At 70.1% G+C, this 12,287-nt stretch carries 8 protein-coding genes; 6 read left to right on the top strand and 2 right to left on the bottom strand.

Annotated features, from left to right (window positions below; translation table 11 throughout):
• The first annotated feature begins 14 nt into the window (after window positions 1–14).
• A complete protein-coding gene (locus FBY40_RS01755; RefSeq protein WP_235014435.1) occupies window positions 15–401 on the top strand; it encodes a fluoride efflux transporter FluC in 387 nt (128 codons plus the stop codon).
• Window positions 402–532: 131 nt separating this feature from the next.
• On the top strand, window positions 533–4,042 hold the full coding sequence (locus FBY40_RS01750) for an efflux RND transporter permease subunit (RefSeq protein ID WP_141935937.1): 3,510 nt from the start codon (window positions 533–535) through the stop codon (window positions 4,040–4,042).
• Here FBY40_RS01750 and FBY40_RS17250 read toward each other — a convergent pair.
• A complete protein-coding gene (locus FBY40_RS17250; protein WP_160141328.1) occupies window positions 3,933–4,904 on the bottom strand; it encodes a DUF998 domain-containing protein in 972 nt (323 codons plus the stop codon). The genes FBY40_RS01750 and FBY40_RS17250 overlap by 110 nt on opposite strands.
• Before the next feature lie 389 nt (window positions 4,905–5,293).
• Here FBY40_RS17250 and FBY40_RS01740 point away from each other — a divergent pair, with 389 nt between their 5' ends.
• Window positions 5,294–7,396 carry a DEAD/DEAH box helicase gene (locus FBY40_RS01740; protein WP_141935935.1) on the top strand — a complete coding sequence of 701 codons (2,103 nt, stop codon included), beginning with the start codon at window positions 5,294–5,296 and terminating at the stop codon, window positions 7,394–7,396.
• 223 nt (window positions 7,397–7,619) lie between these two features.
• Here FBY40_RS01740 and FBY40_RS01735 read toward each other — a convergent pair whose 3' ends face one another.
• Window positions 7,620–8,756, bottom strand: a complete 1,137-nt coding sequence (locus tag FBY40_RS01735) for an Rv2578c family radical SAM protein (protein ID WP_141935933.1) — start codon at window positions 8,754–8,756, stop codon at window positions 7,620–7,622.
• 301 nt (window positions 8,757–9,057) lie between these two features.
• Between FBY40_RS01735 and FBY40_RS01730 the strand changes: the two genes are divergently transcribed.
• The 3 genes from FBY40_RS01730 to FBY40_RS01720 all read left to right on the top strand — a co-directional run bounded on the left by FBY40_RS01730 (window position 9,058) and on the right by FBY40_RS01720 (window position 12,256).
• Complete coding sequence (locus tag FBY40_RS01730) at window positions 9,058–10,017, top strand: M15 family metallopeptidase (protein ID WP_141935931.1); 960 nt, start codon at window positions 9,058–9,060, stop codon at window positions 10,015–10,017.
• A 163-nt stretch (window positions 10,018–10,180) separates the two neighbouring features.
• Complete coding sequence (locus tag FBY40_RS01725) at window positions 10,181–10,927, top strand: bacteriorhodopsin (RefSeq protein ID WP_141935929.1); 747 nt, start codon at window positions 10,181–10,183, stop codon at window positions 10,925–10,927.
• Window positions 10,928–11,092: 165 nt separating this feature from the next.
• Window positions 11,093–12,256, top strand: a complete 1,164-nt coding sequence (locus tag FBY40_RS01720; protein WP_124292152.1) for an acyl-CoA dehydrogenase family protein — start codon at window positions 11,093–11,095, stop codon at window positions 12,254–12,256.
• Window positions 12,257–12,287: the final 31 nt, after the last annotated feature.

The following is a 12,287-nucleotide window of genomic DNA, read 5'->3' as shown; positions in this document are numbered from 1 at the left end:
TCGCGGGGCACGCCGTGAGCGCCGTCGATCCGCTCGCCTTCCTGATGCTCCTCGTCGCCGGTGCCCTCGGAGCAGGCGCCCGCTATGTCATCGACACCCTCGTGCAGCGCGCGTGGCTGCGGGCATTCCCGCTCGGCATCCTCCTGGTCAACGTCACCGGATCCTTCCTCCTCGGCCTCCTCACGGGATCTGCGCTGGCGCTCGGCGACACCCTGGTCACGGTGGTCGGGGTCGGCTTCCTCGGGGCGTACACGACCTTCAGCACCGTGTCCGTCGAGACGGTGCTGTTCGCGGAGCGGGGCCGGTGGCGGCTCGCCCTCGGCAACGTGGTCGGCACGCTGCTCGCCGGTGTCGCCGCGGCGGGCCTGGGTCTTCTCCTCGGCGCGGTCCTCACAGCCTGACGTCACCACGCGGATGAGATACTGAGGCGGCCGATACACTCCCGTATCGACGCGCCGGCGGCTCCGCCACAGCAGCAGCACAGCATGGAGCGCCGGGTCGCGGCATCCGGTGTCCCTGCAGAAAGCAGCTCATGTCGAACCTCGCCGTCCTGAGCCTGAAGAACCGCGCGCTCATCGCCCTCATCACCATCGTGGCGGCGCTGTTCGGTGGCATCGCGTTGAACAGCCTCAAGCAGGAGCTCATCCCCTCGATCGAGTTCCCGACGCTGATCATCGTCTCGACGTACCCCGGCGCGTCGCCCGAGGTGGTCAACACCGATGTGTCGACCCCGATCGAGACGGCGATCCAGGCGGTGCCGGGCTTGGAGTCCACCACCGCGACGAGCACCACCAATGCCTCGGTGGTGCAGGCGTCCTTCACCTACGGCACCGACCTCGCCACCGCCGAACAGAAGATCAACCAGGCGATCAACCGCATCGAGAGCCAGCTCCCCGACGGCCTCGACCCGAACGTGCTCAGCGCCAGCATCGACGACTTCCCCGTCATCCAGCTCGCCGTCACCGGGTACGACGACGAGGAGACCATCCAGTCGCAGCTCGAGGCGAGTGTGGTTCCCGACCTCGAAGACGTCGAGGGCGTCAACACCGCCCAGATCGTCGGCGGCACCGGCCAGCGCATCAGCATCACACCCGACCAGGCCGCGCTCGCCGCCGCGGGCTTCAGCCAGCAGGCGATCCGCGACGCGCTCGACCAGAACGGCGTGCTCTTCCCGGGCGGTGAGATCACCGAGAACGACGAGACCCTCACGGTGCAGACCGGTGTGAAGCTCGGCTCCGTCGACGACATCGCCGCACTCCCGCTCGTGCCGACCGACGCCGCGCAGTTCGGCGCGGAGACGGTCACGATCGGCGACGTCGCCACCGTGGAGCAGGCCGAGGACCCGGTGACGAGCATCTCGCGGGTGGACGGTGAGCCGGCGCTCACGATCGCCGTCACGAAGCTGCCGGCAGCCAACACCGTGGAGGTGTCGCAGGGCGTGCTCGCCGCCCTCCCCGACCTCGAAGACGCCATCGGCGGCGCGGAGTTCACCGTCGTCTTCGATCAGGCGCCCTACATCCAGAAATCGATCGAGACCCTCGCCGTGGAGGGCACCCTCGGCCTCGTCTTCGCCGTCCTCGTCATCCTGGTCTTCCTGCTGTCGGTCCGCGCGACGATCGTCACGGCGATCTCGATCCCCACGAGCGTCCTCCTCACCTTCATCGGCCTGCAGGGGTTCGGCTATTCGCTGAACATCCTGACCCTCGGCGCGCTCACGATCGCGATCGGCCGTGTCGTCGACGACTCGATCGTCGTGATCGAGAACATCAAGCGGCACTACGTCGGCGACGCCGACAAGAAGGCCGCGATCCTCCTCGGCGTCCGCGAGGTCTCGACGGCGATCACCGCGTCGACGATCACGACCGTGGCGGTGTTCCTGCCCATCGCCTTCGTCGGCGATGTCACCGGCGAGCTCTTCCGCCCGTTCGCCCTGACGACCACCATCGCGCTGCTGGCTTCGCTGTTCGTGGCCCTCACCATCGTGCCGGTGCTGGCGTACTGGTTCCTGCGGCCGGGTAAGCCGATCCTCGACGAGGACGGCCGCGCGATCGACCCCGAAGACCCGGCGGCACCCCCGAGCCGACTGCAGAAGGCCTACCTGCCGGTCCTGCGCTGGACGCTCCGTCACTCGTGGGCGACCCTTCTCGTCGCCGTGCTGGTGCTCGGCGGCACGGTTGCGGCCATCCCGTTCATGAAGACGAACTTCCTCGGCGATTCGGGGCAGAACACCTTCACGATGACCCAGAGCATCGGGCCCGCCCCGAGCCTCGAGGCCGAGAGCGCCGCGGCCGAGGAGGTCGAGGCGATCCTCACCGACATCGACGGCATCCAGACCGTGCAGGTCTCGATCGGCTCGAGCGGATCACCGCTGCAGGACGCTTTCGCCGGCGGTGGCACCGGCATCACCTACTCGATCACCACCGCTGACGACGTCGACCAGGTCGCCCTGCGCGAAGAGGTGCAGGAGCGGGTGTCGGAGCTCGACGATGCCGGCGAGATCACCGTCTCGGCCGCGCAGGGCGGTTTCGGCTCGACCGACATCGAGATTGATGTCACCGCGCCCGATTCGCCGACCCTGCAGGAGGCGACCGACGCCGTGGTCGCGGGGCTCGACGGCCAGGAGGGGATCGGTCAGGTCTCGAACAACCTCTCCTCGTCGCTGCCCTTCATCGCCGTCACGGTCGACCGCGACGCTGCTGCGGCCCTCGGCCTCTCGGAGGTCGCCGTCGGGGGCATCGTGTCGGCCGCCATGCAGCCGCAGTCGGTGGGCACCGTCGAGATCGACGGGACGTCGCTCACGGTCTACCTGACCGCCTCAGACACCCCGCTCACCATCGACGAGCTCCGGCAGCTGCAGGTGCCCGCCGCCACCGGGCCGATCCCGCTCGAGCAGATCGCCACCGTCGAGGAGTCGGCGGGCCCCGCGTCGATCACGACCGAGGGGGGACAGCGCACCGCGACGGTCACCGTGACCCCTTCGACCGATGACCTCAACGTCGCCTCGGCGACCGTGGCCGAGGCGCTCGCCGAGGTCGATCTGCCCACCGGGGCCGACGCCGAGATCGGCGGCGTCGTCTCCGAGCAGCAGGACGCCTTCACCCAGCTGGGCCTGGCGCTCCTCGCCGCGATCCTCATCGTGTACATCGTCATGGTCGCGACCTTCAAGTCGCTGCGTCAGCCGCTGGAGCTGCTGATCTCCGTGCCGTTCGCCGCGACCGGCGCCATCCTGCTGCTCGTCGTGACCGGCATCCCGCTGGGTGTGCCGTCCCTCATCGGCGTGCTGATGCTCATCGGCATCGTGGTGACGAACGCCATCGTGCTCATCGACCTGGTGAACCAGTACCGCGAGAAGGGGCTGTCGTCGCACGACGCCACGATCGCGGGCGGGTCGCGCAGGCTCCGTCCGATCCTCATGACCGCCCTTGCGACCATCTTCGCCCTCACCCCGATGGCTCTCGGCATCACCGGCAGCGGCGGGTTCATCTCGCAGCCGCTCGCGGTGGTGGTGATCGGCGGACTGATCTCGTCGACGGTGCTGACGCTCCTCGTCCTTCCGACGCTCTACAACCTCATCGAGGGAGCGAAGGAGCGCCGCGAAGCCCGTCGTCGCCTCCGCGACGGCGAGGGTGCACTCGCTCCGGCCGAGGGTGCACTCGCTCCGGCCGAGGGTGCACTCGCCGTCGGTTCGACGGGCCTCACCCGCCGCCAGCTGCGTCAGCAGGCGGGCGTCGCGACCGGCGCGATCGCCGTGGCCGTGCCTCTCATCGAGGAAGCTCCCGATGTCGAGACACCGTCGACCGATGAGGAGGATGCCACCGAGGGCGACGTCGTGCGGGAAGAGACCACGGTGCCCGACGATCTGCCGATGATCGAGCAGGACCCCGACATCGAGACGCCGATGCCCCCGGAAGAGCCGCTCGAGGAGTCGACGCCTACGGGTGGGTCAGCCGACGGCGATTCCGGTGCTGACGGACCTGAACCGGACCGAGGCGAGCCGGCTGCTGAGGACGCCGAGGTGGAGCCGACGTCAGAAGGTGCATAGCCGGAAGGCGCATCGCCCGAAGGCGTGCCGCACGACGGGGAATCCGACGACGAGGCGAGCGACGCGCGGTGACCGTCGACGGTCGGCCGACACGGCGGGCCGTCGACGGCGTCGGGACGCACGTCGAACCGATCGCGGTGATCTCGGCGCGAGGTGCGGTCGCGGCATCCGTCATCGGGGTGGTCTTCGTCAAGGCGTCGCCGTGGGCGCCGACGGGCGCGCGATAGGCGAGCGCGCGCGGAAGCACACCGAGCCACACGAGCATCAGCGAGAACGCCACAATCTCGAACAGGGCGAGCGTGATGAACCCGGCGGTGAGGATCACCATGCCGATCGCGAGGGTCGCGACGCAGAAGAGGGTGAACCGGCGGAAGGCGTGGTGGCGTCCGCGGATGCCGAGGCTCGACGCGACCATCGTGAGGAACGACAGCCCGAGGCCTGACGCGGCCAGGTCGTGAAGGACGACGCTGACGGGGATCGGGATCATCCCGACGACGGTGAGGTGCAACCCTGCCGACACGACGGATCCGCGGAAGATCCGACGGGTGCGGCGACCCACCCCCTGCGGGAGGGCGACGGCCAGGAGCACGCCGTACGCGGCGAGGAAGAAGCCGGAGAAGAGCACGGTGGAGTTGAACAGCTTGCTGGACATCGTGCTGAACGTTCCGAGCTGGGAGAAGTGGAGGTGCCACCAGTCGGGGTCGGTGGTCGTGAGGATCGCCAGGAGCACGCCGACCGGAAGGGACGAGATCGCGATGGTGCCGAGGCGGTGGACGCGCGGGAGGGCGACGGGGGATGCCGGGAGCGCGGCCGCGAGCGCAGAGGAGAAGGGAGCCGTGGCCGGAAGGGTCGCGGTGGTCATGCTGCTCACGATCGGTCGGGCGACGACGGCGTACCGATGGTCGGTTGTGCCCAACCGCTCCTCCGGGAGGTCGACGCGAGTAAGGAAAGGAGGATCCCCCGGGCCAAGCGGTTCCAGCCCGTTGGTGTGAATGGTAGCGCGTGCACATGACAAGCGGACACGCCGCCGATCGGGGCTCTCACAGGCTGGGACGGTAGGCTGGGGAGCGTCGGGCTGAGGACACCGCCAAGTTGTGACGGCTTCTGTGAGTTCTCACGGCCGATTCCCGCGCCCTCTGCCATTGCGAGCCGGCGCTTCACACCACAGGAATGGCCCCCGGCCGGCGATTGCCCGGGTTGCTCGAGCGTGTTCTCGAGCGCTGTTCTCGTGCCAGCACGAAGGACCTCATCATGAGCCCGAAGAACAAGAAGCCTGCCGGCGGACGCCCGGCACGCAATTACGACCCGCGCTACGCCGCGGGCTCGAGCTACCAGGACCGCAAGCGGCGCCCCGCCGACGGTGCGGGCTCCGGCGGCTCCGGCGCGAAGGCCGGAAGCCGCAGCCCCGGACACCGCGGCTACCGCGCGAACGACGGTGCGACTGACAGCCGACCCGGCGCCTCACGCGAGTGGGTGGCCCGCGAAGCGAGCGAGCCGAAGCGCCGCTGGAGCGCGCAGGAGAAGGCCGGCCGCGACGAGGCCCGCGCGATCCGTTCGCAGGCGCGCGGCGACCGCGGCTCGTATGCCCGCCAGGGTGACGACCGTCCCGCCCGCCGCTACGAAGGTGGCGACCGTCCGGCCCGTCGCACCGACGACCGTCCGGCCCGTCGCTACGAGGGTGGCGACCGTCCGCAGCGCCGGTTCGAGGATGACCGTCCGCAGCGTCGCTTCGAGGATCGGGCTCCCCGCCGAGACGACGACCGTCCTTCCCGTCGCGTCGACGACCGTCCGCAGCGCCGTTTCGACGACCGCCCGGCGCGCTCCGGCGACGACCGTCCGGCGCGTCGCTATGACGACCGCCCCCAGCGCCGCACCGACGACCGCCCCCAGCGCCGCTTCGACGACCGTCCGGCGCGCGGATTCGACGACCGCCCGGCCCGCCGCTACGACGAGGACCGTCCCGCGCGTCGCTTCGACGACCGTCCCGCGCGTCGCACGGAGGACCGCCCCGCGCGTCGCTTCGACGACCGCCCCGCGCGTCGCTTCGACGACGGCCCCGCGCGTCGGACCGACGACCGCCCCGTGCGCTCGGCGCACGCCGAGGCCCAGCTCGATGTCGTCCACGAGCGCCTGCAGGCCGAAGCCGTCGAGGCGCACGAGGTCGAGAACGTCGGCTTCGGCGACCTCGGTCTCGGCGAGAACCTCGTGACCCGTCTGGAAGAGCTCGGCGCGTCGACGCCGTTCCCGATCCAGGCGGCGACCATCCCCCCGATCATCGAGGGACGCGACGTGCTCGCGCGCGGTCGCACCGGTTCGGGTAAGACCATCGCCTTCGGCGCCCCGCTCGTCGAGGCGATCCTGCGCGCGCAGGCCGGACAGCGTCGCCAGCAGGGCCGCGCTCCCCAGGCGCTGATCCTCGCGCCGACCCGCGAGCTCGCCCTTCAGATCGACCGCACGGTGCAGGCCCTGGCGCGCAGCGTCGGCCTCTTCACCACCCAGATCTACGGCGGCGTGCCCCAGGCTCGACAGGTGGGAGCCCTGCGCAAGGGCGTCGACATCATCGTCGGCACCCCTGGACGTATCGAGGACCTCGTGGAGCAGGGCAAGCTCGACCTCTCGCAGGTGAAGATCGCCGTCCTCGACGAGGCCGACCACATGTGCGAGCTGGGCTTCCTCGAGCCGGTGCAGCGGATCCTCCGCCGGACCGCCGAAGGGTCGCAGAAGCTCCTCTTCTCCGCCACCCTCGACCGTGAGGTCGCCGCCCTCGTCGAGGAGTTCCTCGTCGAGCCGGCTGTCTACGAGGTCGCCGGCGAAGACCAAGACTCCAGCACCATCGAGCACCGCGTGCTCGTGATCGACCACCGCGACAAGGCCGAGATCGTCACCGCCCTCGCCGACCGCGACGGCAAGACTCTCGTCTTCGCCCGCACCCGCGCCTACGCCGAGATGCTCGCCGAGCAGCTCGACGACGCGGGGATTCCGGCACTGGCGCTGCACGGCGACCTGAACCAGGGCAAGCGCACGCGCAACCTCGAGCGACTGACCTCGGGCCGGGTCCGGGTGCTCGTCGCCACCGATGTCGCCGCGCGCGGCATCCACGTCGACGACATCGATCTCGTGGTCCAGGCCGACGCGCCCGACGAGTACAAGACGTACCTGCACCGCTCGGGCCGCACGGGCCGCGCGGGCCGTGCCGGCACCGTCGTGACCCTGGTCACGCGTCAGCGTCGTCGTCGCATGACGGAGCTGCTCAGTCGCGCTGAGATCGAGGCGCCCTTCGAAGACGCGCGTCCCGGTGACGAGGTCGTCGAGGCCCTCGCCGGTCGTCCGACGGTCGCCGACCTCACCTCCTGACGGCCGCTGCGCCGGCGAAACCTCGTCCGGCCCCGCGGAGCGTCGAACCGACCCCCTTCACGACGAGCCACCCTGCATTCCGGGGTGGCTCGTCGCCTTTCGGGTGGTTCGGCGCGAGCGGCGGTGCGACCAGGGTGGCGCGACTGGTCGCCTGCGGCGGCCCGACGTCGCATTCGCGGCATCCCGGTGACCTGACGCGCGGCGCTGCGTACAGCTCGAGCGCTCAGAAGAGGGACGGCTGCGCCGGCGGCGCGGAGGCGGCACGTCGGCCGCGCGAGGTCGTCATCACCGTGGCGGCCAGCCGCGCGCGGTCGGCGGCCTCATGCGAGAGCGGGGCGCCCCCCGCGCCCGGGCCGCCCGCCAGCCCCGCGTACCGTGTGGCGCGCGGGTGCGCGTCGTCCTCCGCGCCGCCCTCCAGACGATAGGCCCGCAGCAGCGGGCGCACCCGGCGCGCGAGCCACGTGCGGTAGGCCTTCGGCGCGGTCGCCGAGACCCCCGGGTACAGCCCCCGGTACGACGACACCAGCTCCGGGCGCTCGCGCGCCAGCCACTGCAGGAACCACTCCTTCGCTCCCGGGCGGAGGTGCAGGGCGCCGTAGACGACCCGCGATGCTCCGGCGTCGCGGATCCGACGCAGAGCGTCGTCGATCGCCGCCACCGAGTCGGTCAGGTGGGGCAGGATCGGCATGAGGAACACCGTCACCGCGAATCCGGCGTCCACCGCCGCCCGAACGGTGTCGAGCCGCGCTGCAGCGCTCGGCGTCCCCGGCTCGAGAGCAGCCTGCAGGGCGTCGTCGAAGACGGCGATCGACATCGCGATGGTGATCGGGACGGATGCCGCGGCGTCGGCCAGTAACGGCAGATCACGTCGGAGCAGCGTGCCCTTCGTCAGGATCGAGAACGGCGTCCCCGACGCACTGAGAGCGTCGATGATCCCCGGCATCAACCGATAGCGGCCCTCGGCCCGCTGGTACGGGTCGGTGTTCGTGCCGAGCTGCACCGGGTCGCGCAGCCAGGTTGACCTCGCCAGCTCCCGCCGCAGCACCTCCACGGCGTTGATCTTGACGACGATCTGCGAGTCGAAGTCCTTCCCCGCGTCGAGCTCGAGGTACTCGTGGGTTCCCCGCGCGAAGCAGTAGGAGCACGCGTGGGAGCAGCCGCGGTAGGGGTTGATCGTCCAGTCGAAGGGCATCGCCGACGACCCCGGAACGCGGTTGAGCGCCGACTTCGCCATGACCTCGTGGAAGGTGATCCCCGCGAATTCGGGCGTGGTCACCGACCGCACCAGACCGTTGAGGTATTCGAGACCTGGCAGCGCCGCGGCATCCGCCACGCCCAACTGCTGCCCCTGCCATCGCATGCTTCCAGGGGAACACGTCTTCGAAACTCTGTCAAGATCCCACCGACCGATAATCGAAGACGACCCGGCCGGGCTGGCCACCGGGCGCACATGCGGGAAGAATGAGGGGGTGCAGGCGCCCCCTCCTCACACCCCTCCCCTCACCCGTCGCGAAGCCAGAGAGCGCGCCCGGGCGCATGATGCTGCGCGCACGGCGGGCGACGAGGCAGCGCCGGCGCGGCGGGGGTCCTCGCTCGGCGGCCCGGGGGTCCCCCTGGCGCGACACGCGCGAAAGCGCCACCGTCGCTGGCCGTCGGTGCCCGTGACGACGGCTCTCGTGGCGGCGTTCGTGTTCGGCTCGAGCGCCAGCGTCACCGCTGCGGTCGCCGGCCTTGCTCCTGACGCCCCGCCCCCTGCGGCCGCCGAGCCCGAGGCATCCGCACCTCCCGCCCCGCTCAGTGCGTTCATCGCCCCGGCGACCGCGGCACCCACCCCGCCGCCTCTCGCGCCGGTGCCGGCCACCGACCTCCCTGTCGTCGAGCAGCAGGTCGCCGGACAGGATCTGTGCGCCGACCCCGCGGTGACCTCCGCGCTCGCCGTGCAGGACGAGGCTGCGGTGATCTCCGCTGTCGGCGGCATCGGGCCATTCCGAGATGCAGTCGTCGCCGGCACCGCGCCATGCCTGCGCCTCGACGACCCGAACCTCAGCTGGGTGGTGGTCAACAAGATCCGTCCGTTCGCCCCGATCGATTGGGCCCCCGGCTCGGTCGTCTTCCCCGAGGGGGTGCGCAACCTCGGTGAAGGAGCCTTGGCCCCCGACGCGGCCGCGGCGCTCACGGCGATGGTGTCGGCGGCGGCTGCCGCCGGCGTGGGCGAGATCGGGCTGCAGAGCGCCTTCCGGTCGTACACCACGCAGCAGACCTCGTACGGCGTGCAGGTCGCCGATCGCGGTGTGGAGGGTGCCGACCTCGTCAGCGCCCGGCCCGGTCACAGCGAGCACCAGTCGGGTCTCGCCGCCGACGTCGTGCCGTGTGCGGATGGGGCCTGCGGCACCCTCGACGACCTCGCCGCCACGCCGCAGGGGGCCTGGGTCGCCCAGCACGCGTGGGAGTTCGGCTGGATCGTCCGGTATCAGGAGGGGCGGACGGATGTCACGGGTTACGCGCCCGAGCCCTGGCACCTTCGCTATGTCGGCCCCGACATCGCGCGAGCGATGCACGAAGGCAACTTCACCACTTTAGAGGAGTTCTTCGGCCTGCCGGCCGCTCCCACCTACGGTTAGCACGCGATTCCTCGCGATCGAGAGACCTCTACTACGGTTCGGCCCCGATGTCAAATCGCGGTTCTAGCCTGATCACAGGCGCCACCCCGACGCCTCTCAGCACCGGCTGACACCGACGTTGAGCCCTTCGGCTTCCCCGCCGCCGTTGTCTCAGGGAGTGGTCATGGATTTCTCCATCGTGCAGTCGTTCTTCATGCTCGGTTTCGTCGCCATGGCGGCCGGCACGTTCTGGTTCTTCATGGAGCGGAACGACCTCAAACCCGAGTACAGATCCGTGGCGAGCTACGCCGCGGTCATCACCCTCGTCGCCGCGATCCTCTACTACGTGATGAAGGACGTCGTGCAGTTCCCTGGCGGCGACATCACGGCGGCGGAGGTCGATGCGACCCTGCCGCTCCGCTACATCGACTGGCTCATCACCACCCCGCTCCTGCTGGTGGAGTTCGGCCTCATCCTCGCGATCGCCGGCGCGGTGCGTCGCGGTTTCGTGGCGCAGCTCATCGTCGCCGACATCATCATGATCGTGTTCGGCTACCTCGGCGAGATCGGCGTTCCCGGATCGGCGCCGAACTGGATCTTCTTCATCATCTCGGTGCTGGCGTGGCTGTACATCGTGTACCTGATCTTCACCGTCAAGGTTCCCGCGGGCGCTCCGGCCCACGTGCGCGGCGCCGTGCAGGTGATGCGGCTGTTCGTGGTCATCGGGTGGTCGATCTACCCGCTCGGCACCGCCATCCAGGAGTTCATCGAGCTCGGCGGGGGTGACGCCGCCGTCGCGATCAGCATCGCCGCGGTGATCTACGTCATCGCCGACGTGCTCAACAAGGTCGGGTTCGGTCTCGTCGCCGTCCGTGCGGCGAAGAAGAGCAGCGTCGACGTCGTCGATGCCAGCCCGGGGGGCAGGCTCTGATCCGCTGACCTTCACCGCCCGAGTGCCCCGCGGCCTGGACGCGGGGCACTCGTCCGTCGTCGGCCGGACCGCGGCATCCGCTCTGCCATGAAACTGAGTACCCTTGCTCGTGACACTGAGGGTCGGCGTGACCCGCACTCGAAGACGAGAATGGGAGGCCCGCTCATGGAGCGCGACATCTACGACGAGGACCACGAGGCGTTCCGCGACGTCGTCAAGGAGTTCTGCAAGCGCTACGTCACGAACGACAAGCGGGAGAAGTGGGATGCCGACGGGCAGATCGATCGCGAGACGCTGCGCGCCGCGGGCGACGCCGGCGTGATGGGACTCTCGGTCCCCGAGGAGTACGGCGGCGCCGGGATGCTGCAGGACTACCGTTTCCGCGCGATCGTCAACGAAGAGGTCATCGCTGCCGGTGCCGGGTCGCTGGCGGGGGCTCTGGGCATCCAGGACGACCTCGCCGTGCCGTACCTCGTGCACATGGGCACCGACGCGCAGAAGCAGAAGTGGCTGCCGGGCATGGCCACGGGCGAGATCATCGGCGCGCTCGCGATGAGCGAGCCGGGCGCCGGCAGCGACCTGCGCGGCATCTCCACCACCGCGAAGAAGGTCGACGGCGGGTACGTCGTCAACGGGGCGAAGACGTTCATCTCGAGCGGTGCGAGCGCCGACGTGGTGGTCACCTTCGTCAAGACGGGGGAGGGCAATCGCCCCGAGGCGTTCAGCCTGCTGCTGATCGAGACCTCGTCGGAGGGCTTCGACCACGGCAAGAAGCTGCAGAAGATGGGCTTCCACGGCCACGACACCGCCGAGCTGTCGTTCACCGATGTGTTCGTGCCCGAGGAGAACCTCATCAGCGGCAAGGAGGGGCAGGGCTTCATCCAGCTGATGATGAACCTGCCGCTCGAGCGCCTGTCGATCGGCGTCGCAGGGGCGGCGGCCGCGCAGGCGGCGCTGGACTGGACCCTCGACTACACCCGCAGCCGCGAGGCGTTCGGGCAGCGGATCATCGACTTCCAGAACTCCCGCTTCCAGATGGCGGATGTCGCCACCACCGTCGACGCGCTGTGGGCCTACATCGACCGTGCCCTGCTGGCGTACCGCGACGGCAAGCTCAGCGCCGAAGAGGCCGCGAAGGTGAAGTTCTGGGCGACCGAGCGCGAGTGGGACGTGCTCGACGCCTGCGTGCAGCTGCACGGCGGGTACGGCTACATCACCGAGTACCCGATCGCCCGGGCGTTCCTCGACGCGCGCGTGCACCGCATCTACGGCGGCACGAACGAGATCATGCGCGAGATCGTGGGGCGTCAGCTCGCCGGCAAGCGCTGAGGGGCGGCATCCGGGGTTTTCGAACTTCGGG

The sequence above is a fragment of the Microbacterium sp. SLBN-154 genome (assembly GCF_006715565.1).
GTDB lineage: Bacteria > Actinomycetota > Actinomycetes > Actinomycetales > Microbacteriaceae > Microbacterium.
Note: the sequence above shows the minus strand (reverse complement) of the source record. Positions and strands in the feature narration are given on the sequence as shown.

Bases quoted from the DNA above. Each gene is read 5' to 3' on its own strand.
- FBY40_RS01750 (WP_141935937.1), top strand. From the start codon at position 533: ATGTCGAACCTCGCCGTCCTGAGCCTGAAGAACCGCGCGCTCATCGCC.
- FBY40_RS17250 (WP_160141328.1), bottom strand. From the start codon at position 4,904: ATGACCACCGCGACCCTTCCGGCCACGGCTCCCTTCTCCTCTGCGCTC.
- FBY40_RS01740 (WP_141935935.1), top strand. From the start codon at position 5,294: ATGAGCCCGAAGAACAAGAAGCCTGCCGGCGGACGCCCGGCACGCAAT.
- FBY40_RS01735 (WP_141935933.1), bottom strand. From the start codon at position 8,756: ATGCGATGGCAGGGGCAGCAGTTGGGCGTGGCGGATGCCGCGGCGCTG.
- FBY40_RS01725 (WP_141935929.1), top strand. From the start codon at position 10,181: ATGGATTTCTCCATCGTGCAGTCGTTCTTCATGCTCGGTTTCGTCGCC.
- FBY40_RS01720 (WP_124292152.1), top strand. From the start codon at position 11,093: ATGGAGCGCGACATCTACGACGAGGACCACGAGGCGTTCCGCGACGTC.